26 protein-coding genes and 1 tRNA gene are annotated in these 24585 nt (G+C 37.7%); 15 read left to right on the forward strand and 12 right to left on the reverse strand.

Features of this window, described 5'->3' with window-relative positions; genetic code table 11:
* Window positions 1-23: 23 nt before the first annotated feature.
* Both AC00Y6_RS02920 and AC00Y6_RS02925 read right to left on the reverse strand, forming a co-directional pair.
* Window positions 24-401, reverse strand: coding sequence for a DUF4296 domain-containing protein (locus tag AC00Y6_RS02920; protein WP_474489118.1), 378 nt, complete (start codon window positions 399-401; stop codon window positions 24-26).
* A gap of 1 nt (window position 402) precedes the next feature.
* Window positions 403-1119: a polyprenol monophosphomannose synthase gene (locus AC00Y6_RS02925; protein WP_474489119.1), complete on the reverse strand. Its 717-nt coding sequence runs from the start codon at window positions 1117-1119 to the stop codon at window positions 403-405.
* Between the two features lie 176 nt (window positions 1120-1295).
* Between AC00Y6_RS02925 and AC00Y6_RS02930 the strand changes: the two genes are divergently transcribed.
* From AC00Y6_RS02930 to AC00Y6_RS02945, 4 genes are all read left to right on the forward strand, one after another.
* On the forward strand, window positions 1296-1907 hold the full coding sequence (locus tag AC00Y6_RS02930) for a DUF4271 domain-containing protein (RefSeq protein ID WP_474489120.1): 612 nt from the start codon (window positions 1296-1298) through the stop codon (window positions 1905-1907).
* 21 nt (window positions 1908-1928) lie between these two features.
* Window positions 1929-2669, forward strand: coding sequence for a uroporphyrinogen-III synthase (locus AC00Y6_RS02935; protein ID WP_474489121.1), 741 nt, complete (start codon window positions 1929-1931; stop codon window positions 2667-2669).
* Window positions 2670-2774: 105 nt separating this feature from the next.
* On the forward strand, window positions 2775-4817 hold the full coding sequence (locus AC00Y6_RS02940) for a S9 family peptidase (protein ID WP_474489122.1): 2043 nt from the start codon (window positions 2775-2777) through the stop codon (window positions 4815-4817).
* Between the two features lie 155 nt (window positions 4818-4972).
* Window positions 4973-5317, forward strand: coding sequence for a hypothetical protein (locus tag AC00Y6_RS02945; protein WP_474489123.1), 345 nt, complete (start codon window positions 4973-4975; stop codon window positions 5315-5317).
* Here the strand turns inward: AC00Y6_RS02945 and AC00Y6_RS02950 are convergent, their stop codons facing one another.
* Entirely contained in the window at window positions 5318-5806 is a 489-nt protein-coding gene (locus AC00Y6_RS02950; protein ID WP_474489124.1) for an SRPBCC family protein, read from the reverse strand.
* A 333-nt stretch (window positions 5807-6139) separates the two neighbouring features.
* On the opposite strand from AC00Y6_RS02950, the gene AC00Y6_RS02955 reads away from it, so the two are divergent.
* Complete coding sequence (locus AC00Y6_RS02955; protein WP_474489125.1) at window positions 6140-7681, forward strand: sensor histidine kinase; 1542 nt, start codon at window positions 6140-6142, stop codon at window positions 7679-7681.
* Window positions 7682-7806: 125 nt separating this feature from the next.
* Window positions 7807-8496 (forward strand): response regulator transcription factor, encoded by a 690-nt coding sequence (locus tag AC00Y6_RS02960; RefSeq protein WP_474489126.1) that lies wholly within the window; start codon window positions 7807-7809, stop codon window positions 8494-8496.
* 54 nt (window positions 8497-8550) lie between these two features.
* Here the strand turns inward: AC00Y6_RS02960 and AC00Y6_RS02965 are convergent, their stop codons facing one another.
* Entirely contained in the window at window positions 8551-9348 is a 798-nt protein-coding gene (locus tag AC00Y6_RS02965; protein ID WP_474489127.1) for a murein L,D-transpeptidase catalytic domain family protein, read from the reverse strand.
* A 195-nt stretch (window positions 9349-9543) separates the two neighbouring features.
* On the opposite strand from AC00Y6_RS02965, the gene AC00Y6_RS02970 reads away from it, so the two are divergent.
* Entirely contained in the window at window positions 9544-10302 is a 759-nt protein-coding gene (locus AC00Y6_RS02970) for an amidohydrolase (protein ID WP_474489128.1), read from the forward strand.
* Between the two features lie 4 nt (window positions 10303-10306).
* On the opposite strand, the gene AC00Y6_RS02975 is transcribed toward AC00Y6_RS02970, so the two are convergent.
* The 5 genes from AC00Y6_RS02975 to AC00Y6_RS02995 all read right to left on the reverse strand — a co-directional run bounded on the left by AC00Y6_RS02975 (window position 10307) and on the right by AC00Y6_RS02995 (window position 14433).
* Complete coding sequence (locus AC00Y6_RS02975) at window positions 10307-10609, reverse strand: thioredoxin family protein (protein WP_474489129.1); 303 nt, start codon at window positions 10607-10609, stop codon at window positions 10307-10309.
* Window positions 10610-10729: 120 nt separating this feature from the next.
* Window positions 10730-12139, reverse strand: coding sequence for an MBL fold metallo-hydrolase (locus AC00Y6_RS02980; protein WP_474489130.1), 1410 nt, complete (start codon window positions 12137-12139; stop codon window positions 10730-10732).
* 377 nt (window positions 12140-12516) lie between these two features.
* A tRNA-Asn gene (locus tag AC00Y6_RS02985) sits at window positions 12517-12590 on the reverse strand.
* Between the two features lie 88 nt (window positions 12591-12678).
* Complete coding sequence (gene rseP / locus AC00Y6_RS02990) at window positions 12679-14148, reverse strand: RIP metalloprotease RseP (protein ID WP_474489131.1); 1470 nt, start codon at window positions 14146-14148, stop codon at window positions 12679-12681.
* Between the two features lie 117 nt (window positions 14149-14265).
* On the reverse strand, window positions 14266-14433 hold the full coding sequence (locus AC00Y6_RS02995) for a hypothetical protein (protein ID WP_474489132.1): 168 nt from the start codon (window positions 14431-14433) through the stop codon (window positions 14266-14268).
* A gap of 27 nt (window positions 14434-14460) precedes the next feature.
* Here AC00Y6_RS02995 and AC00Y6_RS03000 point away from each other — a divergent pair, with 27 nt between their 5' ends.
* The gene (locus AC00Y6_RS03000; protein ID WP_474489133.1) at window positions 14461-15363 is read left to right on the forward strand and encodes a pirin family protein; all 903 of its coding nucleotides are present in this window, start codon (window positions 14461-14463) and stop codon (window positions 15361-15363) included.
* Window positions 15360-16181, forward strand: a complete 822-nt coding sequence (locus AC00Y6_RS03005) for a GLPGLI family protein (RefSeq protein WP_474489134.1) — start codon at window positions 15360-15362, stop codon at window positions 16179-16181. Before AC00Y6_RS03000 ends, AC00Y6_RS03005 begins: the two co-directional genes overlap by 4 nt.
* A 107-nt stretch (window positions 16182-16288) precedes the next feature.
* Here the strand turns inward: AC00Y6_RS03005 and AC00Y6_RS03010 are convergent, their stop codons facing one another.
* The 3 genes from AC00Y6_RS03010 to AC00Y6_RS03020 all read right to left on the reverse strand — a co-directional run bounded on the left by AC00Y6_RS03010 (window position 16289) and on the right by AC00Y6_RS03020 (window position 19173).
* A complete protein-coding gene (locus tag AC00Y6_RS03010; protein WP_474489135.1) occupies window positions 16289-16726 on the reverse strand; it encodes a DUF6646 family protein in 438 nt (145 codons plus the stop codon).
* Between the two features lie 81 nt (window positions 16727-16807).
* The gene (locus AC00Y6_RS03015; RefSeq protein WP_474489136.1) at window positions 16808-17833 is read right to left on the reverse strand and encodes a cytochrome d ubiquinol oxidase subunit II; all 1026 of its coding nucleotides are present in this window, start codon (window positions 17831-17833) and stop codon (window positions 16808-16810) included.
* The gene (locus tag AC00Y6_RS03020) at window positions 17830-19173 is read right to left on the reverse strand and encodes a cytochrome ubiquinol oxidase subunit I (protein ID WP_474489137.1); all 1344 of its coding nucleotides are present in this window, start codon (window positions 19171-19173) and stop codon (window positions 17830-17832) included. The genes AC00Y6_RS03015 and AC00Y6_RS03020 overlap by 4 nt, the downstream gene beginning before the upstream one ends.
* A 171-nt stretch (window positions 19174-19344) precedes the next feature.
* Here AC00Y6_RS03020 and pgi point away from each other — a divergent pair, with 171 nt between their 5' ends.
* The 6 genes from pgi to AC00Y6_RS03050 are packed head-to-tail and all read left to right on the forward strand — an operon-like array spanning window position 19345 to window position 24518.
* Window positions 19345-20988 carry a glucose-6-phosphate isomerase gene (gene pgi, locus AC00Y6_RS03025; protein WP_474489138.1) on the forward strand — a complete coding sequence of 548 codons (1644 nt, stop codon included), beginning with the start codon at window positions 19345-19347 and terminating at the stop codon, window positions 20986-20988.
* A 36-nt stretch (window positions 20989-21024) separates the two neighbouring features.
* On the forward strand, window positions 21025-21246 hold the full coding sequence (locus AC00Y6_RS03030; RefSeq protein WP_474489139.1) for a hypothetical protein: 222 nt from the start codon (window positions 21025-21027) through the stop codon (window positions 21244-21246).
* The gene (locus AC00Y6_RS03035) at window positions 21236-21526 is read left to right on the forward strand and encodes a type II toxin-antitoxin system RelE/ParE family toxin (RefSeq protein WP_474489140.1); all 291 of its coding nucleotides are present in this window, start codon (window positions 21236-21238) and stop codon (window positions 21524-21526) included. The genes AC00Y6_RS03030 and AC00Y6_RS03035 overlap by 11 nt, the downstream gene beginning before the upstream one ends.
* 31 nt (window positions 21527-21557) lie before the next feature.
* Window positions 21558-22442: a bifunctional 5,10-methylenetetrahydrofolate dehydrogenase/5,10-methenyltetrahydrofolate cyclohydrolase gene (locus tag AC00Y6_RS03040; protein WP_474489141.1), complete on the forward strand. Its 885-nt coding sequence runs from the start codon at window positions 21558-21560 to the stop codon at window positions 22440-22442.
* Between the two features lie 60 nt (window positions 22443-22502).
* Window positions 22503-23135: a 7-carboxy-7-deazaguanine synthase QueE gene (locus tag AC00Y6_RS03045; protein ID WP_474489142.1), complete on the forward strand. Its 633-nt coding sequence runs from the start codon at window positions 22503-22505 to the stop codon at window positions 23133-23135.
* A gap of 12 nt (window positions 23136-23147) precedes the next feature.
* Entirely contained in the window at window positions 23148-24518 is a 1371-nt protein-coding gene (locus AC00Y6_RS03050) for an exopolysaccharide biosynthesis polyprenyl glycosylphosphotransferase (RefSeq protein ID WP_474489143.1), read from the forward strand.
* Window positions 24519-24585 lie beyond the last annotated feature (67 nt).

Raw genomic sequence — 24585 nt, forward strand, 5'->3', positions numbered from 1 at the left:
CATAAACTGATCTTATTATTTTATTATTGTCTTACTTGAGGTGGTATATTACCCGACTCTTTCAGTTTTTTATTAATATATGATTCTGCCTTCGGATCTTTTGATTTAATAATATCTTCTGCATCATTAAAAATATCCTGCATCACGGCAGGCTTGCTCATATAATATTGATAACTTTCTGTAAAAAGTTCTGCTTTTACATTATATTTTTTGAGAATAAACCGTGTGGCATTTTCTGCATTTATATTGGCTCCTATAGTATAACTCTGCTCGTTAATTGCAAAATCAGCAATCATGGCGGCCATCTTATCTTTGTCCAGCAGATGATCTGGTTTTGCAATGGCTTTACCACAGGATAAAGCAAGAGGAATTAGGATTAATGAAAGTATAAAATTCTTCATGTTAAAGTTGACCAATCAGGTTTTTCCATTTCAAATTTAAAACACCAAAAACGGCTTCTTTAATAATCCCACCATTCATTTTACTTACACCTTCTGTCCTGTCGGTAAAAATAATTGGCACTTCTACAATCTTTAGATTTTTACAAAATGCACGGTATTTCATCTCCACTTGGAAACCGTATCCTTTCAGTTTAATTTTATCCAAGCCAATGGCAACCAGCGTTTCTTTTTTAAAACATACAAATCCTGCCGTAGTATCGTGGATTGGTAATCCTAAAACAAACCTCACATATTTGGACGCAAAGTAAGATAACAAAACACGTCCCATAGGCCAGTTAACCACATTTACACCCTGCGAGTATCTGGATCCTACAGACATGTCTGCATTTTTACAGGCTTCAAATAATTTTATCAAATCTTTGGGATTGTGGGAAAAATCCGCATCCATCTCAAAAATATAATCATATCCGTTCGCAATCGCCCACTGGAAACCGTGGATATAGGCTTTGCCGAGACCATCTTTAACCTTCCTTACCGTCAGATGAAGCTGAACTGGATATCTTTCCCGGAGGTTTTTCACAATATCAGCGGTTCCGTCTGGAGAAGAATCGTCCACAACCAACACATGAAAATCCTGCTGCAAAGCAAAAACTGCCGAAATAATTCTCTCGATGTTTTCTTTTTCGTTATACGTTGGGATGATGACAAGTTTCTTCATTCGGCAAATAATTCGCAAAGATAATCTTTTAACCTTTAATTTTTTTTTGTGTGTTTGGAAATTAACTATTTTTAACCCAAAGATTTTAACGTATTATTTAACTATAAAGACAAGTGTTATTCTTATTTTTGCAAAAAATATAAAAGTTGATTCGGATTGCTGAACATAATGATTGGGTGATATACTGTATCGTGGGAAGTATTTTTGCATACATTATCCTGATGTCTGTTTTTCAGCGCGACGCTAATATCAAGGATTTTCTTACGCAGAAGGTGGATGACTCCAGCAATCTCTTGCCATCTTGGTTACTGATATCCATCGTCAGAAACATCGTGCTTGCCTTGTTGCTTTCACAGTTTGTCCCTATTGTTCCCAAGATATTTTCTGACATACAGGTGGCAGACTTACAGCTCAACAAATTTGGTTTTACCTTTCTTGCGCTTTTAATATTTGACCTTATCCGTAATATCTTGACTTATCTCTTTTATGCTGGCACAGGAAGTGCCAAAAACCTTAAAGGTCTTACTTTGGTTTCTAGTAAGTATTATTTTTTAGAATCGATCGGATTTTTTGTAGGAGGCTTTGTTTTATTTTATTACCCGATAGATCTTGTGAGTTACTTCTATATCATTATTTTGACTATTCTGGGATCATTTGTCCTAAAAAATCTGATATACCTGTTTCACAATCAGCCTGTATTGCCGGAAAAATGGTATTATAAATTTTTGTATATTTGCACGCTCCAAATAGTACCCGTTTTAGTACTCTGGAAGTTTCTGTTTTTTTAAATGTAATAGTCTCATTTTAAGATGAAAATCAAATCTATTTTAGTTTCACAGCCCGCGCCTAATGAGTCTTCTCCATATCTGGAATTGGCCAAAAAAGAGAAAATCAAAATTGATTTCCGGCCATTTATACAGGTAGAAGGCGTAGATGCCAAAGACTTAAGGACTCAAAAAATAGACCTATCACAGTTCACAGGTATCATTTTCACCAGCAAAAATGCCATAGATCATTATTTCCGACTTGCAGAAGAGATGCGTTTCACAGTGCCAGATACCATGAGGTACATTTGCCAGTCCGAAGCTATCGCCAACTACCTGCAGAAACATATTGTTTACAGGAAAAGGAAAATCAGTTTTGGGGAGAAACATTTTTCAGATTTGACTCCATTGTTTAAAAAACATCCCACCGAAAAATATCTTTTGCCATCTTCTGATATTTTAAGTCCCGAGATCCCAAAAGTTCTGGATGCAGCCAACATAGACTGGACAAGAGCCATAATGTACAAAACAGTTTCTAGTGATTTGACCGATATTGATATCAAAGAGTACGATATGCTTGTATTCTTTAGCCACCCAGGCATCAAATCTTTGGGCGTTAATTTCCCTGATTTTAAACAAGGTGATACAAAAATTGCAGTTTTTGGAACCACAACACAAGCCGCGGCAGAAGAAGCCGGATTAAAAGTCAATGTAATGGCACCTACAAAGGAAAACCCATCTATGACGATGGCTATAGAAAAATATATCAAAACAGTTAATAAGTAATTAATTGTTGACATCCTCCTAAACCGTCTTCTCCTGCAGAAGATGGTTTTTTGTTTACATTTGTTTAATCTGAAATAACTTCAGAATAATATTTTGATTGAAATAATGAATGCTCCACAAGCAAAAAAAATAGAAAAGATCCTTGATAATCACGGCGACAAAAGAATCGATCCTTATTTCTGGATGAACGAGCGGGACAAACCCGAGGTCGTTCAATATCTGGAAGAAGAAAACGCCTACGCCGATTTTGTAATGAAGGATACCGAAGATCTTCAAAATGAACTTTACGAAGAAATGAAGGCTCGTTATAAAAAAGATGATGAATCTTTGCCGTATTTCTTTAATGGATATTGGTACATCGTTCGCTACGAATCGGGGAAAGAATATCCCATATTTTCAAGGAAATTTCAATCTTTGGAAAGTGAGGAAGAGATGCTGTTGGATGTGAACCAACTGGCAGAGGGCGAATCTTTTTTTGACACCGGCAGCATCTCTGTAAGCGTGAAGAATGACCTTCTCGCCTATTCTACAGACAATGTGGGCAGAAGGATTTACAATATCTATTTTAAGAATATCAAAACTGGGGAGATCTATCCAGATTTTATAGAGAATACGACAGGGAAAGCCGTTTGGGCCAATGACAACCAACACGTTTTCTATATTAGAAAAGATGAAAGTTTGCGGGCGTTCCAGATTTACAGGCACCAACTGGGAACCGACCCCAAAGATGATGTTTTGATCTTTCACGAAGAAGATGAAACATTTGATGTTAGTTTATTCAAAACCAAATCATTAGAATACATTTTCATTGCTACATCATCTACAAACGAAGACGAAATGCGGTTTATCCCTTCCAATGATGTTTTTGCCGAGTGGACAATTGTGCAGCCAAGAACTGAAGACTTGGAATATTCTGTAGAACATTACGGGGAGGATTTGTACATCATTACCAATGCTGACGGCGCCACCAATTTCAAAATTGTGAAAACCAAAGTCCAAAATCCTTCTTTGGAAAACTGGGTGGATTTTATCCCACACAGGGAAAATGTATTGCTGGAGGGTTTTGAAATCTTCAAAAATCATTTTGTAACCGAAGAGCGCGAAAAAGGTCTTTTACAAATTAATATCATTGATAATCAGAACAATATCTCTTATTACCTTCCATTCTCCGACCCGACTTACACAGCATATATTGGTATTAATATGGAGTTTGACACCAGTATCTTGCGATTTGGATACACCTCTTTAACCAAACCATCTTCTACATATGAGTATAATATGAAGGAAAAAACCACAACACTTCTCAAACAACAGGAAGTCTTGGGTGGACACTTTTTCCCCGAAAATTATACCTCCGAAAGAATCTGGGCCACTGCAAGAGACGGACAACACGTGGCTATTTCTTTGGTTTATCATAAAGACACCAAAAAATCCGCAGACACCCCCCTTTTACTTTACGGTTACGGAAGTTATGGTCACACCGTGGATGCGAGTTTTTCAAGCGTAAGGTTATCTCTTTTAGACAGAGGTTTTATCTATGCCATTGCCCACATCCGTGGTGGAGAATATCTTGGCAGAGAATGGTATGAAGATGGAAAAATGTTGCAAAAAAAGAATACATTTTTTGATTTTATAGATGCAGCAAAACATTTGATTTCAATCAATTACACATCCCCAAAACACCTATACGCCATGGGCGGCAGTGCAGGAGGTTTGTTGATGGGCGCGGTGATGAATTATAATCCCGAACTCTTCCACGGTATTGTGGCACAGGTTCCTTTTGTAGATGTGGTTACTACAATGCTGGATGAGACCATTCCTTTGACAACCGGGGAATATGACGAATGGGGAAACCCTAATGATAAGGCATATTATGAGTATATGAAATCCTATTCGCCTTATGATAATATCGAAGCTAAAGATTATCCAAATACATTGATTACGACAGGGTTCCATGATTCTCAGGTACAATATTGGGAGCCAGCAAAATGGACTGCAAAACTGAGAGATTTGAAAACGGACAACAACATCCTGATTTTCAAAACGGATATGAGTTCTGGTCACGGAGGTGCAAGCGGAAGATTTGAAAGCCTGAAAGAAATCGCTTTGGAGTATGCTTTTCTTTTGAAAATAGATAGTCAATCATAGGAGATTAACAATAAATCTGAGGGAAACGGATGGATAATCTGGCAAAGAACAAAACGAGTAAAAAAATAATGAAATTAAATGATTGCTTGATGAATGGATAATGAGAAAGTAGAACTTTCTTATCATTCATCATCTATCAATTACTATCTAAAACTATGAGCGAAGCAGAAATCTGGAAAAAAATAGAACTCTTTTTTGAGGACAACTTCCAAACGGAGAAGAATCCGCCCATCGAAACGATTTTGTTTTTAATTGGCATTCAAGAATTAGGAAGTGGTCAGCAAAAATTTACTAAGGATGACAAAGTTAACCTCATTCATATCGCGGTTTGCCGACTGCTAGAGCCTTTTGGTTATTATAAATTCAGCCATTATAACGAAGGCTGGCCGGAGTTTGAAAAACTGGAAGATTTGCCCGAACTAAAACCCAACGAGCAGTCGCTTCTAATGAAAAAAGCAATCATCCAATATTTTGAAGATGAGGAAATTAACCTTAATTAGTTATTTCTCTTGTACGAGATCTTCAAGCTGGTTAAGTCCCATTTTGAAACCTTCTTCAAAACCCATTTCGATAATCCGCTTCATCTCTTCGGCAGAATTAAAACTGAGGTTAAAGGTCATTTTGGTGCCTTCATCAATTCCGGTAAACCCAATCAGCCAGGATGTTTGTGGTAGATCTGTGCGGACCATACCTTTGTCATCTGCAAAAGCATCGGTAGATGCAATGCTGCGGTGAGGCGTTATTTCGCCATAACCTACAACACCAAAATGTTTTTCCCCAGTTGGTCCTTTCATCGCATACAGCCAGGTTCCGTTTTCCCGAAAATCCATTTTATCGGTTTCGCACTGCCATGGTTTCGGTGCCCACCATTGGTCTAATAGCTCGGATTTTGTAAAATAATCCCAAAGTGTTGAGACATCGGCTTTATAAACTTTCATAACAAAAATTCCGTTTTCTGAATCCTTGTTAAATGTAATTTCTGAATTCATACCATTCAATTTTATATAGTTCCTATAGATTTGTGATTAATGACCTATTTTTTCAAAAAAACATCCTTCCAATTACAATGAGCTAGATTAACTGCATCTGATTGAGTTTGTCCCAAAATTATAAAGAGTCTGAACTGAAGATAATTTTAATCAAGTGCATTATAAAATTAATAATAAAAATCACACCAAATATTCCTATGGCAACATTTTTGATATTCACAATAAAATGTTAAAAAAGTTTGTTTTAAGAAATATTTAATAATTACAAAGGGTTATTTTTATTGTTATATTCTTAAAAAGAGTAATTTTAACTTTTCAAAACTAAAATTTAAAATGAATAATAAATTCATTCCTATTATCTCAATTTTTATGACGATCTCTCTGGTAGTTTTCGTCTCACTTCAGTTATACTGGATAAAGGAATTATACAGCGCATTGCAACAGGATTTTTCTAATAAAGTTTATACCGCTTTGGAAACCTCTACCGAAAAAATCAATACGCTGGAAGCTAACAAATTCTGGAATGAGAATTATAAAAATTTGGGTAAAGAGATTGCAGCAAACAGCAAACAGCCCAATAAGACTTACATACAACAAAATACGGAGTCTGGTAAAAAGTCCAACATCCTGTTTCAGACAAGTATTGTTGAAAAACAGAGTCTACCCATTTCATCAAAAGGCGATTCGCTCAACGTAACCACACTTTACAAAGACGAAGGCCAATTGAATGTCAAAAGAGCAACGCCAGAACCTTTAACGACAGTTCTCAGCAAAGATTTGGATAACAACAGTTACCAGATGAAGGCTTTTGTTCGTCTTAATGCGTCCAATTTGCCCATTAACAAAAGAACGAACAACAAAATGCTGGACTCTGTAATTACCAAAGAACTTAAATTAAAAGGTATTGATACAAAATTTGGTTTTGGTATTATAGATAAACACAACAAGCTTACACCGATTGCTAACAATATCTATCTGGATCAAAAGGATAAGACTAATTACACCTATCCTATTTTTACAGATAGTAAAGATGCTACGCTTTACACATTAGCTCTGGTTTTCCCAAGGAAAGATTATTCCCTTGTCAAGCATAATTTGCCTATGCTTCTGGGCACTTTTATATCGTTGCTTACTATATTGGGCATCTATATTATTTCAATTAACTATATGATGCGTCAGAAAAAAATTGCAGAGATTAAGACCGACTTTATCAATAATATGTCGCATGAATTCAAGACACCACTGGCAACCATTTCCGTAGCAACGGATTCTTTAGCCAACGATAAAATTGCTACAGATCCCGACAAGGTGAAGTATTATTCGGGTTTGATAAAGCAGGAAAACCTGAGAATGAAAAAACAAGTAGAGACGGTCCTTAATATGTCTAAACTGGAACGGAACGAAATGCCTCTATACCTGAAAGAAACCAATGTACGGGAACTTATTAAAAAAATTGCTGAATCCTTCCGACTGATTGTGGACGAACGCAAAGGCAGTTTGACCACGCAGTTTGACGCTACCAAATACAACTTCAGGATTGATGAGTTTCATATTTCCAATGCATTAATCAACCTTTTGGACAATGCCAATAAATATTCACCCGAAACACCCGAAATCAAATTGACAACTAGGAATGAAGGCAATTGGTATGTCATCGAAATATCTGATAAAGGCATGGGAATGGATGCGGTGAATAAAAATAAAATATTTGAAAAATTCTTCCGCGAGGAAACAGGAAACATCCACAATGTAAAAGGGCAAGGGCTAGGATTGTCTTATGTTAAGAAAATAGTGGAAATTCATAAAGGCCAGATTCATGTAGATTCGCACAAAGGAAAGGGCAGCACGTTTACCATCAAACTCCCCATGGTGTAATAAAAACCATCGCTGACGAATGATAATCAATTAACTAATTAATCCCTTGCCGTAAACAAAAAATTAAAGTAAATAAGTATACAACAATTAATCAATTATAAATATCAACCATCAATTATAAAGCTATGAGCAACAGAATATTATTAGTAGAAGACGACCAAAGTTTTGGAGCCGTTCTCAAAGATTACCTAACCATTAATAACTTCGAGGTGACATTGGCTACCGACGGAGAAATGGGACTGAAGGAGTTTACAGAAAAAGAATTTGACATCTGCATTTTTGATGTGATGATGCCGAAAAAAGACGGTTTTTCTCTAGCAGAGGACGTAAAAAAAATCGATAAAAATACGCCAATCATCTTCCTGACTGCGAGAAACATGCGCGAAGACATCCTGAAAGGTTATCAGATTGGCGCAGACGATTACATTACAAAACCATTTGATACCGAACTTCTTTTATATAAAATTAAAGCTATTTTACAGAGAAGTGCCGTTTTGGAAAACGAAGATCAGGAGCAGTTCAAAATCAGCAATATTTTCTTTGATTCTATGCTGAGACAGCTAAGAGTTGGCGAGAACGAATACAAACTTTCACCAAAAGAAAACGAACTTCTTAAATTGCTATGCTTGCACAGAAACGACTTTATGCCGAGAGATCTGGCACTTAGAAAAATCTGGAAAAAAGAAAATTATTTCACGGCGAGAAGTATGGACGTTTATATCGCCAAATTGAGAAAACTTTTGAAAGACGACGATGGTTTAGAAATCATCAATGTTCACGGAGAAGGCTTCAGACTTTTGGTCAAAAATCCTTAAGATTGACAAAAATAAAAACCCATTCATGATTTGAATGGGTTTTTATAATTAAGCTTAGTTGGTGGCCATTTTGGCTGCGGCATTATTCAGGATTTGGTCTTTAACCTCTGCGTTTTTCAGCCATTCTGAGCTGGCCATATAGTTCTGATCCGGATAATAGATAAACAGACATGTGCGGTCTTTTATTTTATCAATAATAGGCTTTGCCAGTTCTCGCGGAACCGCAGGGCAACCCCAGCTTCTGCCCAATCTTTTTTCAGATTTGATAAAATCTTCGCTCACATAATTGGCACCATGCATCACAATACACCGTTCCAATGCAGCATCATTATAACCTTTATCCATACCAAATAATCTGAGGGAATAGCCATTATCACCATTATAGGTCTGCTCCGTAATGTAAAAGCCAAGGCTTGACTGGTGAGAATCCTCTGTATTGGAAAAACTGGTTGCATACTCATCGCCAGTCCCTTTACCATGGGCTACAAGCGAATTAAACAATACTTTTTTCTCATCAAGGTCAAACACCCAAAGCCTCTTTTTGCAAGAAGACAAACTGAAATCGCAAACAGACAGCAAATGTGCCGAAGCATCCAATTTACCAGATTTTTTTAAATTTTGGAATCCTAGAAACGCTTTTTCGAAGACTTCAAAATTCAATTTTTCATCCGTAAACTGAATCTCATTGTACAATTGTTCTGCAGAGCTCATTGATGAGAAATTCTTTTTGGGACTTAGTTTAACTTCTTTGGCAACCGTCTTTTTCTCTTCGTTCTTGAATTCAATTTTTGCAAGATAAAAAGATGTTGTAACCAAATAAACCAAGCCTAACAATAATGGGAATTTCTTCATTAATTAATAATATTAAGTTTTTATTTTAGTCAGGCAAAAGTATATATAAATCATTTTCAGATTGTTATAACTCTTTTTTTTAACTTTTTTTTAGCACACTTTAACTTTAAAAGAATTATTGAACATGATTTTTATTAAGAACTTGTAATGAAAACGAATTTTAAAGTGATAAATTGCATTAAACTTTTTTTGAGAATGTCAACACTTAAAATTGCCGGTTTAAATCTGGATATTGTTTGGAAAAATAAGACAGACAATTTCAAAATTATTGAATCCGAATTTGCCTCCACAGAAGCAGACCTTTTTCTCTTGCCCGAAATGTTCTCAACAGGCTTTTGCATGGAAGCAGCCGAAGTGGCAGACAGAAAGCAGGAATCTCTCACATGGATGAAATCCTTTGCAAATCATAAAAACTCAGCAGTTGCAGGAAGCGCGTCCGTAGAAGATAATGGGAAATTCTATAACCGTTTTTACTTTGTTTTGCCAGACGGAAGTTTTGAATATTACGACAAAAAGCATCTATTCTCCTACTCTGGAGAAGATAAGATTTACAATGCCGGAACCGAAAGAAAAATTGTTGACTATAAGGGTTTCCGGATTCTGCTTCAGGTTTGTTTTGACTTGCGTTTCCCGGTTTTTTCTAGAAATCAGGATGATTATGACGCCGTGCTGTATGTTGCCAACTGGCCAAAATCTAGGGTTGATGCCTGGAAAACTCTTTTAAAAGCACGTTCGATTGAGAACCAAGCTTTCCTTTTTGGTCTTAACAGAATTGGAACTGATGGCTATAATCTTGATTATGAAGAAAGTTCACAGGTCTATTTCCCCGACGGGCGAGAATTATCTAAAAGACAAAACTACATCATCATCACAGAATGGAATCTTGATGAATTAAAGGAATTTCGCACAAAATTTCCTTTTTTGAAAGAGCATGATGATTTTGAACTGAAATAATTGATTAATTGGAATACTGATTAAGAAGCCCAACCAGCGAGTTAACATCATGCACGCCGCTTTCCTTCCACAGCATCTGGCCATTCTTAAAAATTGCTAGCGTAGGAACGCCTCTCACGCTATATTCATTAGCAATGGATGGAAACTGATCGATGTCGATTTTAACAATTCTAGCTTTATCGCCCACCTGTTCTTTCACACTTGTGAGAACGGAAGACTGCACTTTACAAGGCTGGCACCAAGTGGCGAAAAAATCGATTAAAACCGGACGTTCGGACTGTATCAATTCCTGAAATTTCTGTGACATGATAATGGAAATTAAATATTAAGTTTAGAAAATAAACTCTCCGAAAAATCTCAGAATGACATTTATAATACTGATAATTAAGCCACTGTCAGAACGAGGTTCTCGAAGCCTTTACAAATTCTAAAGAGTTTTACTTTGGCAAACAAAATTGCTGAGCGGTACTATTTCGGTCTTTTTGATAGCATTGAAACCACCATCAATTTCCGTAAAATTCCTGTAACCTCTGGACTGCAAAATGCTTGCCGCAATCATGCTTCGGTAACCACCCGCGCAATGAATATAGAAGTGCTCTGCATGATCCAACGTTTTTGCCCAATCATTGATATAAGACAACGGTTTGCTATAGGCATCGTTGATGTGCTCCGATTCGTATTCTGACTCTTTTCTAACATCGATCACTTTTGCCTGATGATTATATTGTTTAGCAAATTCATCCGCAGAGATCCGTTGTATGGCATCACTCTCCTTCCCAGAATTTCTCCAAGCATCATAACCTCCGTCGAGATAACCGACAACATTGTCAAAACCCACACGGCTGAGTCTTGTAATAGCCTCTTCCTCCATTCCATTTTCGGTAATTAACAAAATAGGATGTTTTACATCCACAATCATGGCACCTACCCAAGGGGCAAAATCGCCTTTTATACCAATGTTTATAGAATTAGGAACAAAACCTTTGTGAAAATCGGCAGCTGATCTAGTATCTAAAATTAACGCGCCAGTTTCTTCTGCAACGGTTTCAAAATCATCTATAGACAATGGTTGCTTTCCCTTTTTGAGAACCTGGTCAAAACTTTCGTAACCAAATTTGTTCATGGCAACATTCATCCCAAAATATTTTGGAGGAGCCGTCAATCCGTCTAAAACTTCTTTAATAAAAGATGCTTTATCCGGCTGATTAAGCGCATAATTAGTCTTTTTCTGATTGCCTAGTGTATCTACCGTTTCCTTTTGCATATTCTTTCCACAAGCAGATCCAGCGCCATGTGCCGGATAAACAATCACCGAATCATCCAAAGGCATAATCTTATTCATTAAACTGTCATAAAGCATTCCCGCAAGATCTTTCTCACCAATTTCTCCTGCTTTTTGTGCCAAATCCGGTCGGCCTACATCTCCCAAAAACAAGGTATCACCAGAAAATATAGCCTTCTCTCTGCCATCCTCGTCAATTAGAAGAAACGTAGAACTTTCCAGCGTATGGCCTGGCGTGTGAAGAACTTTGATTTTTATTTTCCCTATCACAAAAACCTGCCCGTCTTCTGCTATAACAGCCTTAAAGTCCGGCTGAGCGGTAGGCCCATAAACGATTGGAGCACCTGTCTTAGCAGAAAGATCCAGGTGTCCCGAAACAAAATCTGCATGAAAATGGGTTTCAAAAATATATTTGAGCTTTACGTGATCTTTTTCCAGCCTATCAAGATAAGGTTTAATTTCTCTCAGAGGATCAATTATAGCCGCTTCGTTTTCTGAAACGATGTAGTAAGCACCTTGGGCTAGGCATCCGGTATATATTTGCTCAATGTTCATTTGGATCGTAATTTATTTCAAACTTTAAAAACTTACTGATAAGATCAGATCATTTACAAAGATGGGATTATTTGGAATAACTATAAATAATTTTTAAAAGATATTATGAATGATTCCAATCGAAAATCAAACACTTGTTCGATTTTGCGAATATACGGCAACTCTAATTAATATGGGAATTTTGGATAAATGTCATGTATGTGATCTTGATGTATTTGTTTTTCCCACAATTTAAAAAACTTAGTCATCAATTTAAATAAGAACCGAAAATTAAGCCTGGAAATCATAAATACATATTATGTTGACAATTCAGTCTTGTCCTTAAACATTCCCAAAACCCTACAACAAAAAAACCACCACATTTCTGTGATGGTTTGCTCCTCCTGCTGGGCTCGAACCAGCGACCCTCTGATTAACAGTCAGATGCTCTAACCAACTGAGCTAAGGAGGAATGTTTCTTTTTGCTTTAAGCGTGTGCAAATATAGAAACTTTTTTTATTCTTCCAAAACTTTTTCAGGAAGTTTTTTCAATTTTTTCTTTAGAATTTTCCGGTAATCCACTTAACGATGTCATTTCCAAATATTAACACCATAAGGCCTAAAAGAAAAATAACGCCTATCATCTGTGCATTTTCCAAAACTTTTTGCGGAACCGGCTTGCCAGTAACAATTTCCCATAGGGTAAACAGAACATGACCACCGTCCAATCCTGGGATTGGGATCAGGTTAAGGAAAGCCAACCAAACAGAAAACATCGCGGTAAAACCCCAGAAAAACTCCCAGTTGATGGTTTCCGGCATTTGTTTGATAATAGCGATAGGGCCACCCACTTTTTTATAACCCTTGGTTTTGTTGTTAAAAATAATCTTGAACTGCTTAATCTGCATCGTCAAGACATCAATGGTTCTCGTAAAACCTCTGGGAATAGCTTCCAAAAAGCTGTAATTTTTTGTAGTCTGGCTATTGTCAAGGTATTTTTGAGCAATCTTACTATCAAAAGCAAACCCTAACTTTCCTTCATCATTAACTTGTACAGAAACCGTCTGTGGTTGCTGATTTCTAATGATAGACAACTCTACCGATTTGCCTTTATTCTGCTTCAAAATATCACTCACTTGGTCGAAATAAGGTGTTGTTTTACCATTTACGCCCACTATTTCATCACCTTTCTTCAATCCTGCTTTTATCGCAGGTTGGTTAGCTAACAAACTATCTACGACTGTTGGAAAGCGGTTCATGAAATATAATTTGGCCTGATTGGCATGTAAAACTTCTGCCACACCGTCTTCATTCACGGGGAACGTTACTTCTTTACCATCTCTTAGAACCGTTACATTATCCGCAAATAGCATATTAACGGTAGATGTTTCCATTCTTTCCGCTGGTTTGCCATCAATTTTCAAAATTTTATCTCCGGTTTTCAATCCCATTTTTTGACCCGCATCGGAAACCGAAATACCATCTTGGAATTTTGAATTATCATGAAACGTTTCCCCTTTAAAATAAGACAAACTTGAGTAGATCAGCCACGCCAAAAAGAAATTAACCGTTACGCCGCCCATCATTATAATCAGTCTCTGCCAAGCCGGTTTTGCTCGGAACTCCCATGGTTGAGCCGGTTTTTTAAGCTGCTCGGTATCCATACTTTCGTCTACCATTCCGGCAATTTTCACATAACCACCAAATGGCAACCAGCCAATACCGTACTTCACGCCGTCATGTTTCCTCCAGTCGTTGTCTGGCAGCTGGCTAATATCAATCGGTTGGCTTACTTTTTTACCATCTACCACAACCTCTTCTTCGGTAGGCTGGTTGGGCGAAAAGAATTTGTATTGCCATTTCCCATTGATTTTCTTCATAGAGAAAATGGAAAAATAAGGATCGAAAAACAGAAAGAATTTGTCTACTTTGGTCTTGAACCATCTGGCCGGTAAAAAGTGGCCAATCTCGTGTAAAGTTACAAGTATAGAGATACTTAATATAAATTGAAATAATTGTGTAAGTGTCATTGATTAATGTTAATATTAAAGGTATGCAAAGGTAGTCATTTACTCAGAAACTATACCATTGCAGAATCTTTGTCAAAAAGTCATTAGTCCCTTCATAAAGCGCAATGATTTGGGCAGCTATTTCCGCCCTCCACTCCCGCTTTTTTGGTCGTCTTGCCTCCTCGCAAAAAGAGCTCCGTTCAGGTCGGGCTGCAGTTGGGGCGGTAGAACAACATTAATCTTATTAATTGTTACTCCCACAATACAAGTCCACTTATTAAGGCTTGTCGTTAACTTATTATTCATTATTTTTATGTCAAAATAATTGGGATTATGTCAAATATTCAGATGATTATAGAAGAGCGCGCTGCCGATATTGGAAACTTTCTAGTTGGTAGGCTATTACCGTTCTCGCAGAAGAGAAGTGTGGGGCCGTTTGTATTCATAGACCACATGGGACCTGCCGCGCTTAGAGATTTTGAAAACCTGGATGTGCCACCTCATCCCCACATTGGCCTGTCCACACTCACTTTCCTGTTCGAAGGAAGCATTATGCACCGAGATTCTCTAGGAAACGAGATCGAAATCCAAGAAGGTGCCGTGAACTGGATGACTGCTGGTAAAGGCGTAGCACACTCAGAGAGAACGCCGGAATACCTTAGAACCACAGATAAAAGCCTTCATGGGTTGCAGATTTGGGTCGCTCTGCCCAAGGAATTGGAAGATATGGAACCTGAATTTTTCCATATTAATAAAGAAGATATCCCAAGCTGGAAAGATAATGGTATCGATTATAAATTGATTGCAGGCGAAATCCTTGGCCGAAAATCGCCGGTGCCGGTCTATTCGCCATTGTACTTTCTCGAGGTTAAGAATATACTGCAAGAAGATAAAGAAATCATTTTGGGAGATTATCTTTTCGGAGAATCGTCGCTTTATATTCTAGAAGGCAACATCGAAAGTAAAGGCAACCTTTACAATCCCAAACATATCCTGATTGCAAAAGACACCAAGTTGTGTCATTTTACACTCAAGCCAAATTCCACCGTTTATATCTTCGGCGGAGAAGCTTTTCCGGAGCCAAGGCACATCTACTGGAATTTTGTTTCATCAGAAACAAAAACCATCGAAGAGGCCAAAACCAAATGGGCGAACCACGAGTTTCCAAAAGTAAAAAATGATGACGGATATGTTCCGCTTCCGCCACAGAATAAAAACCTGAAATTGAAGGAATGAAAAAACTAATTGCTTTTAACCTGGTATTCATATTGACATTAGCCAATTCCCAAGTTCACAGATTCTATTATGAATTAACCTATAAACCTACTAAAGACTCGGCAAAAACCGAAAAAGAAATTATGCTTCTGGACGTTGGGAAAGATGAATCGCTTTTTATGCCTTACAAACAATTGGATTATGATTCTACTTTGACAGCCGCAATTACGAAAGCACGAGAATTTGGAGCAAATGTTGACGAAACGCTGATGACAAGGAAACCACCAGTTTTGAGTTACAGAATCAGTAAGTTGAAAAATGGAACACTTCAATACAAGGATTATATCGGTCAGTCAGAATATTATTTCTATGAGGAGAAACCTGCTCTAAAGTGGAACATTACTCCCGAGAAAGAAAAAATAGGAATTTATCAATCCCAAAGAGCGACCACAGAATTTGGAGGCAGAAAATGGACCGCTTGGTTTACATCAGAAATTCCGATTCAGGATGGACCGTATAAGTTTTCTGGCTTGCCAGGATTGATTGTCAAAATTGAAGATGATGGACAAAACTATAGTTGGATATTGGATGGAAACAAAAAAATTAACCAAAACATTGACATCAATAAACTGAACTATCTTGAAGCTCAAATGGGAGAGGCAAAGAAAATAAGTAAAGAAGTTTTTGAAAAAAAACGTTATCAATATCGTAATAATCCAATGGGGCAGATGATGCAAATGTTTGATGAAAAAGACGCAGACTTGATGAAAAAGTTGAAAGAATTGGAAGCCGAGGAAAAAGTAAAGCTTGCGCACTACAGTAATGCAGTTGAAATCTAATTTAAATAACTCCTTTATGACAGAATTGATATCATATCAAAAGCAAGAAAAAAAAAGCATCCCTGAAAATTAGGGATGCTTTTGTATGTTGTGATATGGTGCAGAAACTAGAAGTTGAAAGAAACCCCGATACTACCGTTGTTCCCAGCCTCGATATAAGCACCGATATTATCGTTGAAGAAGTATCTTACACCTAAGTGAACGCCAAGACCAAAATCTCTACCCAATACACCTAGATCCACACCTGGATAAATATCCCATTGGCTAGGTAAATTCAAAGGATCTTGCAAGTGGAAATTCACACGACCAAAGATGAAAAAATTATTATCCTTATTATCGTCTTTGTAACCGCTGAAATAAATATTGGCACCACCACCTAGTGATACAATTTTTGATAAACCATAATCATAGGTTCCTGTAATTCCCGTACCATTTCCCCAAGCATTAAGACCTACCTGAAGTTTTTGGTCACCTTTACCTGTCCATGCCTGTGCATAAGACAAAACGCCGGCAAAAAGCCCGATTGTTAATAATAGTTTTTTCATAAAAGATAAGTTTATTTTATTCGTATGAAAAACTCAGTATCAAAAATAAGACCAAGAGAACACCAATAGGAGAAAACAGGCTTATAGATTTTGATTTGACGTTTTTTTACTCTGATCTCCAAAGGAAAACAGCAGATAAAAAAGAAACGGTAAAATAAAAATGCTTCCCAACAACAATGCCCAAGCTAAAGACGCAATAGCTTTTGGTGCTGCACTCTCGTCAAAGAGAGAGAGGGATGATCCATCTGCAAACAATATAATATCTGGATTGTGCTGATAAGTAGCAGCCACCAAAATCATCACCACCTGGAAACCTCCTAAAAAACGAACCAAAAGGAAATTTTTCTTCTTGATTGCTTCGTTTGTAAACAAAAGACTGATGGTTGCCACTGTAATTACAATGATTCCTAACGCTTTGGAAAAAACCCAATGCATTAAGGGAATACTGGAATAATAAGCACTCAGAAAAACCAAAATTCCGGTAAGTACTACATAAACTGCAGTTTGCCTTGCTTTGCGGATCATAATGGGTAAAGCATCGCTCATGCGCGCTTCGTAAAGAGAAAACAAAGAGGCCAGATATGCGCACAAGGCAACTGTAAAAAGCCCCACGCAAACTCCAAAAAGATTAAACCAACTGAAAATATACAGACTCAGGAAATCCTTGGCTTCTGTATCAATGGCTCGCGAAATGGTGGCTGCGGCCAAAATCCCCAAGAAAAACGGTGTAAACAGGCTGGAATAGTAAAAAATCCTGGCGTAGATTTTTTGCCAACTGTCATCTACAGCGTCATAATTGCGGAATGTAAATGCGGTTCCTCTAGCAATAATCCCAATCAGCATTAGGACCAGCGGAATATGAAGATAAGTGGAAACGGTAGTATAGATGGTGGGGAAACCTACAAAAAGAATCACCACAGCAATAATCAGCCACATATGGTTAGCTTCCCAAATTGGAGCAATAGATTTCGACATAATTTTCTCGGTTTTGCTCCGGTAAGACTTTCTGGAAAACAGTTCTACAATCCCAACACCAAAATCTGCACCACCCATTATGACATAAAGGCAGATGGAGACCCAAAGAAATGCAATAACAACGTAAATCATAATTTCTTGTTTTTAGGATTAAAATTGGGATCGGTAGGATCATATAATTTCGGAACCATTTTGATTTGGCGCAGCAATAAGAATATGATAATTAATGATAATGAAATGAATACCAATGTGAAAAAGTAAAACGAATATTGGATCCCAGGCATTGGCGTTACCGCATCCACCGTTTTCATAATCCCGTAAATAATCCACGGTTGCCGGCCAACTTCGGTCACTGTCCAGCCAGCCTCCAGGGCAATATACCCGAATGGAATAGCAATCACAAACATCTTGAGAAACCAGTGTTTACCAAGCCATTCTTTTTTCCAAAAATTGGCTATTAAGAAAAGGATCCCAATAATCATCATCACAACGCCAAAGAAAATCATGATCTGAAAAGCATAATGGACAACCGCTACCGGAGGCCAATGATCCTTAGGAAAATCCTTAAGTCCTTTTACCTCCGCATCAAAATCACCAAAAGCCAGAAAACTGAGAACTTTCGGGACTTTTATCGCATATTTTATTTGCTCATTCTGCTCGTCAGGAACACCACCAATCACAAAACTTGCTTCTTTCTCCGTTTCAAAATGTGCTTCCATAGCGGCCAGTTTTATGGGCTGCCTTTCGGCTACGGATTTTGCCGCCACATCGCCGCTTATGGGAGCTAGCAAAGCCCCTATAACAGCAAAGCCAGCAGAAATCCTGAAAGCTTTTGTATGGAAACTGACATTCTTTTTCTTCATGATCATAAAGGCATGAACGCCTGCTACCGCAAAACCCGTTGCTGCAAATGCGGCCACCGTCATATGAAATGATTGCGGAAACCAAGCTTCGTTGAACATTGCTTTTATAGGATCTATGTTGACGTATTTTCCATTGATGTAATCAAAACCTGCCGGGCTGTTCATCCACGCATTGGCTGCTACCACAAGAATCCCCGAAGCTAATCCGCTGACACCCACTACAACACCACAAAACCAATGGAACCATTTGTTAAACCTTTCCCATCCATAGAGGAAAAAGCCAATCGCAATAGCTTCTATAAAAAATGCGGTTCCCTCCAATGAAAACGGCATTCCGAAAATTGGTCCGGCGTGTTCCATAAATTTTGGCCAAAGTAGGCCCAGTTCAAAGGAAAGCATTGTCCCGGAAACGGCTCCAGTTGCAAAAAGAATTGCCACACCCTTGCTCCAGGCTTTTGTAACGCCTTTGTAAACTTCGTCTCTAGTTGTTAGGTACTTGTAATGGGAAAAAGCCATCAGAAAAGGCATCACCATCCCAACACAGGAAAATATAATGTGGAAGCCCAAAGACATTGCCATCTGAGACCGGGCCGCTAGGAAATCATCCATAATCTCAATTTTGATCGTAAAGTTAGGGTTTTAAACTCAAAAAAAACATCTAGTAACATTAAAAGAACGTTTGTATCCCAAAAACTAATTGAAATCAAATCGTTGATTTTTCTTAAATTTGCTGGTCTTATAGATTCTTTCTGTAAGATTAATTTCATTAAAACCTAACGAATGTTACCAAAAATAAATCCTATACAAACTGCATCCTGGAAGGCCCTTGACCAACATTTTGCCAATAATAATTTCGAATTGAGGACTTTGTTCCAGTACAATCCCAATCGTTTTCAGGAGTTTTCTATCCAGAATGATTCTTATCTTTTTGATTATTCGAAGAATCTTGTGGATGCCAAAACCATGGAATTACTGCTAAATCTGGCAGAGGAAACGCAGCTGAAGGAAGCCATTGGAAAAATGTTTTCCGGTGATAAAATCAACGAAACCGAAGGAAGGGCTGTTTTACATACCGCTTTGAGGGATTTTTCTGATAAAGAAATTTTTGTAGATGGCGAAAACATCAAACCCGGGATCAAGAAAGTGATGGATCATATGAAAGCATTTTCGGAGTCTGTTATTTCCGGTTCGCACAAAGGTTTTACAGGGAAAGAAATTACCGATGTTGTCAATATAGGAATTGGGGGATCTGATCTTGGACCGGTGATGGTCTGCTCTGCCCTCAAGCATTTCAAAACAAGGCTTAATGTGCATTTTGTCTCTAATGTGGATGGCAATCATATCGCAGAAGTCGTCAAAAATCTGGATCCTGAAACCACTTTGTTCATCGTAGCTTCCAAGACTTTTACCACTCAGGAAACGATGACCAATGCCAATTCGGCAAAAGACTGGTTTTTGAAATCTGGTGCTAACAATGAAGATGTTGCGAAACACTTTGTGGCTTTGTCGACCAATATAGAAGCCGTTAAAGCTTTTGGGATTGCAGAAGAAAACATTTTCGAATTCTGGGATTGGGTTGGTGGCCGTTACTCGCTGTGGAGTGCCATTGGATTAAGCATTGTCTTGGCTGTTGGCTATGAGAATTTTGAACAATTATTAAAAGGTGCTTATGATACAGATGTCCATTTCCAAACCAAGGATTTTAAGGAAAATGTTCCAGTTTTGATGGCGTTATTGGGAATCTGGTACCGCAATTTTTATGCGGCAGGAACTTATGCTATCTTACCATACTCTCAGTATTTGGATCGTTTTGCGGCTTACTTGCAACAGGGCGATATGGAAAGTAACGGGAAATCTGTGGACAGGAATGGTGAATTTGTAGAATACGAAACAGGACCGATAATCTGGGGAGAACCTGGCACCAACGGGCAGCACGCATTTTATCAATTGATCCACCAAGGCACGGAATTGATACCGGCAGATTTTATTGCCTATGCCAAATCCAACAATGCAGTTTCTGACCATCAAGATAAGTTATTGGCGAACTTTTTTGCGCAGACCGAAGCATTGGCCTTCGGAAAAACAAAAGAAGAAGTGTTTGCAGAGCTGATGTCCACAGGCAAATCCGAAGAAGAAATTGAAAAACTTATCAGTTATAAAATTTTCGCCGGAGATACGCCAACCAATTCACTTCTATTTAAAGAACTGACACCGTTTTCATTAGGGCAACTAATTGCGCTTTATGAGCATAAAATATTTGTGCAAGGCGTGATCTGGAATATTTTCAGTTTTGACCAGTTTGGTGTAGAATTAGGAAAAGTTTTGGCCGGCGCCATACTTCCGGAATTGGAATCCGAAGGTAAGGTGGAGACCCACGACAGTTCTACCAATGGCCTTATTAATTATTATAAATCAAACAGATAGGATTTTTTCATTAATTTTGATTAAAACTTAAATGCGATGACACAGATTACCATCCAACTGAAAGATAAAGAAGAGCAAACATTTGTAGAAACCTTCCTCAAAAAGATGAAAATCCGTTTTGAAAAGAACGAAGAGGATGATTTTGAATTGACGGATGAGATGAAAAGAGTGATTGATGAGCGATTGAAAGAAGATAAAAGTAAAGCCGTTGATGCAGGAGAATCTTTAAGAAAAATCCGAGCAAAGTATGGATTATGATATGAAATTTTTGCTTTCGGCAGAATTAGATATCGAGAATGCTACAGATTATTACGCAAACATTTCAGTAAGAGTTTTAAAAAGCTTTAATAAAAGATTGGATGAGGCATTATTAAAAATCTCAATCAATCCATTTTTTCAAAGGAAATATGGAGATGTTCGTTTTTTGACATTGAAAAAATTTCCATTCATTGTTTTATATGAAGTCGATGAGGAAATAAAAACAATCTATATACTTTCCGTTTTCAATACCAATCAAAACCCTGAAAAGTATCCTTAATAATAAATCTAAAAAGTAAAAAGAAAGAAAAATGGCACAAATCTTAGACGGACTGAAGGTCTCAAAAGAAGTAAAGGCTGAAATTAAAGATGAAGTTCAGAAAATCCAGTCCAACAAAAGGCGCGCTCCACATCTGGTAGCGATTCTCGTTGGAAACAATGGCGCCAGCAAGGCTTATGTAAACAGCAAAGTGAAGGATTGTGAAGAAGTGGGTTTCAGCTCATCATTAATCAAATTTCCAAGCACGGTTTCGGAAGCGGAATTGTTGGAAAAGATTGATGAGCTCAACAAATCCAAAGATGTGGACGGATTCATCGTACAACTGCCTTTGCCAAAACAGATTGACCAGGAAAAAATTATTATGGCAATTGACCCAAGAAAAGATGTAGACGGTTTCCACCCGGAAAATTTTGGGAAAATGGCCCTGGAAATGGACACTTTTTTACCGGCAACGCCTTTCGGGATTTTAACTTTGCTGGAGCGTTATAATATTGAGACCAAAGGAAAAAACTGCGTTATCATCGGCAGAAGCCGTATTGTTGGGAAACCAATGAGCATCCTGATGGGAAGAAAAGATTTCCCGGGGAATTCTACCGTAACGCTAACGCACTCTTACACAGAGCATATAGAAGAATATACAAAACAGGCAGACATTGTGATAACAGCCCTTGGCGACCCACACTTCCTGAAAGCCGAAATGATAAAAGACGGTGCTGTGATTGTAGATGTTGGCATCACAAGGGTAGATGATAATTCTGAGAAAGGTTATCATTTGGCAGGGGATGTCGATTTTGACAGCTGTGCCGAGAAGGCAAGCTGGATAACGCCTGTGCCGGGAGGCGTAGGCCCAATGACCCGCGCTATGCTGATGAAAAATACCATTATTGCTTACAAAACGTCTGTCTATAACGACTAAATCACAAATTAAATTTACTAAAAACCCTTCTCCTTTTGAAGCGGAATTTAGGACAGAATAATGACTAAAGAACAAGAAAATCAATTATTAAAAGAAGGAAAAATGCTCCCGGTGATGGAGCATTTTTACACCATTCAGGGCGAGGGATTCCACGCCGGGAAAGCGGCTTATTTTATCCGTTTGGGTGGCTGCGATGTTGGCTGCCACTGGTGTGATGTAAAGGAAAGTTGGGATCCCAAGCTGCATCCGCTGATGAATGCTGTAGAAATTGCAGAAACGGCTGCAAAATATTGCAAAACGATCGTTCTGACCGGAGGGGAACCGCTCATGTGGAACTTGGAAATCCTGACTTCCAAATTAAAGGAATTAGGCTGCACCATCCATATCGAAACGTCTGGTGCTTATCCCATGAGTGGACACTTGGACTGGATTACCCTTTCCCCAAAAAAAACAGGTCTTCCTTTGGATGATATTTATCAAAAGGCCAGTGAGCTGAAGGTGATTATCTTTAACAATAATGATTTTAAATTTGCTCAGGAACAAGCCGCAAAAGTATCAGAAGCTTGCGAACTTTACCTTCAGAGCGAATGGAGCAGACGCGATGCGATGTATCCAAAAATAACGGATTTTATCCTGGAACACCCAAGATGGAGGTCTTCTATCCAAACGCATAAGTATCTTAATATCCCTTAAATTTGATTTCTGATGCAACGACTTCGATATTCTAGATACTTTAAGGCATTTGTGATTTTACTGGACATGATTCTGGTATCATCTGTGTTTATATTGTGCTATTGGAGAAATTTCGAAGTAAAATATGATTCTGAATCGTTGGAGCAGAATGTGTTATCAATTTTATTGTTATGCTTTTTTTGGATCCTGTTAAGTGGCAGAACCAGACTATATTATGTCCCAAGACATGTCACTTACACCATATACCTTGAGCGGATTCTTATTCATGTATTTTTCTTTTTGCTTGGTGTTATCTTATTAGGGAAAGTGAGTAACAATAATTTTTTGAAGACCGAGCGGTTTTATCTGGCTCTGGCAATTTTAGTGGTTATTCTGCCCATAAAGTCATTAATATTTTTCTTGCTAAAGTATCTGCGCTCTGTTGGGATCAATCACCGGAACATTATGTTCATTGGAGAGAGCCCTTCCACCAATGTTTTGAGGGATATTATTAGCCAAAGAAAAGACTATGGCTATAAAGTTTTTGACTATAGCCGAGTTCATTATAATTTTGAAGAATTAACCACTTTTTGGAAACGTAATGGCATCCACACTGTTTTTTTACCTTCTGAAATTGCTTTAGAAAAAAAGTTCGAAAATGAACTGTTCCGGAATGCTGAACAGAATAAAATCAAAATTTCTCTGGTTCCGGATATTATTAAGAATACTTTTTCTGAGTATGAGTTTAACTATGTAGAAACTGTGCCTATTCTTTCGCAAGCTAAGAATCCACTTGATTTTTATACTAATTACACCATCAAGAGGCTTTTTGATATCGTATTTTCAAGTATTATATTAATTGGTATCTGCTCCTGGCTATTTCCAATCATTGCTTTATTTATAAAGATGGATGATCCAAAAGGCAATGTTTTTTTTTACCAAAAAAGATATGGTTTCCACGATGAAATTTTTGACTGTATCAAGTTTCGTACAATGAAAACTAACGAAGAATCTACCAATAAAACCACTTCTAAAAACGACAGCCGCATTACCAAAGTGGGCCGGTTCCTTCGCAAAACCAGCCTGGATGAGATGCCGCAGTTTATTAATGTTTTCCTCGGCGATATGTCTGTGGTTGGGCCTAGGCCACATATGCTTTTGGTAGATGATTACTACAAACCAAAAATTAGCCGATACAGTTTAAGAAGCACAGTAAAACCGGGTATCACAGGGCTTGCACAGGTTAATGGACTAAGAGGCGATGAGGGCGATATGAATATTGAAATGAAAAAAAGAATTCTTGCAGATACTTTTTATGTAAGAAATTGGAGTTTTAGTATGGATATTGTTATTATCCTCAAAACCATCGTGATCACAGCACTTGGTGATAAAAAAGCGCATTAATTTTATAATAAAAGAACCCGTAGTGCATTATAAAAAAGGTTACTCATAATACGAAAATTTCGTATAT

It is taken from the genome of Epilithonimonas sp., from assembly GCF_056329745.1.

What these genes read in the sequence shown, in the direction of transcription:
- AC00Y6_RS03035 (WP_474489140.1), top strand. Translation starts at nt 21,236, where the DNA reads ATGGATTATGATATGAAATTTTTGCTTTCGGCAGAATTAGATATCGAG.
- AC00Y6_RS02960 (WP_474489126.1), top strand. Translation starts at nt 7,807, where the DNA reads ATGAGCAACAGAATATTATTAGTAGAAGACGACCAAAGTTTTGGAGCC.
- pgi (WP_474489138.1), top strand. Translation starts at nt 19,345, where the DNA reads ATGTTACCAAAAATAAATCCTATACAAACTGCATCCTGGAAGGCCCTT.
- AC00Y6_RS02945 (WP_474489123.1), top strand. Translation starts at nt 4,973, where the DNA reads ATGAGCGAAGCAGAAATCTGGAAAAAAATAGAACTCTTTTTTGAGGAC.
- AC00Y6_RS03045 (WP_474489142.1), top strand. Translation starts at nt 22,503, where the DNA reads ATGACTAAAGAACAAGAAAATCAATTATTAAAAGAAGGAAAAATGCTC.
- AC00Y6_RS03040 (WP_474489141.1), top strand. Translation starts at nt 21,558, where the DNA reads ATGGCACAAATCTTAGACGGACTGAAGGTCTCAAAAGAAGTAAAGGCT.
- AC00Y6_RS03000 (WP_474489133.1), top strand. Translation starts at nt 14,461, where the DNA reads ATGTCAAATATTCAGATGATTATAGAAGAGCGCGCTGCCGATATTGGA.
- AC00Y6_RS03010 (WP_474489135.1), bottom strand. Translation starts at nt 16,726, where the DNA reads ATGAAAAAACTATTATTAACAATCGGGCTTTTTGCCGGCGTTTTGTCT.
- AC00Y6_RS03050 (WP_474489143.1), top strand. Translation starts at nt 23,148, where the DNA reads ATGCAACGACTTCGATATTCTAGATACTTTAAGGCATTTGTGATTTTA.
- AC00Y6_RS02940 (WP_474489122.1), top strand. Translation starts at nt 2,775, where the DNA reads ATGAATGCTCCACAAGCAAAAAAAATAGAAAAGATCCTTGATAATCAC.
- AC00Y6_RS02950 (WP_474489124.1), bottom strand. Translation starts at nt 5,806, where the DNA reads ATGAATTCAGAAATTACATTTAACAAGGATTCAGAAAACGGAATTTTT.
- rseP (WP_474489131.1), bottom strand. Translation starts at nt 14,148, where the DNA reads ATGACACTTACACAATTATTTCAATTTATATTAAGTATCTCTATACTT.
- AC00Y6_RS02975 (WP_474489129.1), bottom strand. Translation starts at nt 10,609, where the DNA reads ATGTCACAGAAATTTCAGGAATTGATACAGTCCGAACGTCCGGTTTTA.
- AC00Y6_RS03015 (WP_474489136.1), bottom strand. Translation starts at nt 17,833, where the DNA reads ATGATTTACGTTGTTATTGCATTTCTTTGGGTCTCCATCTGCCTTTAT.
- AC00Y6_RS03005 (WP_474489134.1), top strand. Translation starts at nt 15,360, where the DNA reads ATGAAAAAACTAATTGCTTTTAACCTGGTATTCATATTGACATTAGCC.
- AC00Y6_RS02925 (WP_474489119.1), bottom strand. Translation starts at nt 1,119, where the DNA reads ATGAAGAAACTTGTCATCATCCCAACGTATAACGAAAAAGAAAACATC.
- AC00Y6_RS03030 (WP_474489139.1), top strand. Translation starts at nt 21,025, where the DNA reads ATGACACAGATTACCATCCAACTGAAAGATAAAGAAGAGCAAACATTT.
- AC00Y6_RS02955 (WP_474489125.1), top strand. Translation starts at nt 6,140, where the DNA reads ATGAATAATAAATTCATTCCTATTATCTCAATTTTTATGACGATCTCT.
- AC00Y6_RS02970 (WP_474489128.1), top strand. Translation starts at nt 9,544, where the DNA reads ATGTCAACACTTAAAATTGCCGGTTTAAATCTGGATATTGTTTGGAAA.
- AC00Y6_RS02965 (WP_474489127.1), bottom strand. Translation starts at nt 9,348, where the DNA reads ATGAAGAAATTCCCATTATTGTTAGGCTTGGTTTATTTGGTTACAACA.
- AC00Y6_RS03020 (WP_474489137.1), bottom strand. Translation starts at nt 19,173, where the DNA reads ATGGATGATTTCCTAGCGGCCCGGTCTCAGATGGCAATGTCTTTGGGC.
- AC00Y6_RS02980 (WP_474489130.1), bottom strand. Translation starts at nt 12,139, where the DNA reads ATGAACATTGAGCAAATATATACCGGATGCCTAGCCCAAGGTGCTTAC.
- AC00Y6_RS02920 (WP_474489118.1), bottom strand. Translation starts at nt 401, where the DNA reads ATGAAGAATTTTATACTTTCATTAATCCTAATTCCTCTTGCTTTATCC.
- AC00Y6_RS02935 (WP_474489121.1), top strand. Translation starts at nt 1,929, where the DNA reads ATGAAAATCAAATCTATTTTAGTTTCACAGCCCGCGCCTAATGAGTCT.
- AC00Y6_RS02995 (WP_474489132.1), bottom strand. Translation starts at nt 14,433, where the DNA reads ATGAATAATAAGTTAACGACAAGCCTTAATAAGTGGACTTGTATTGTG.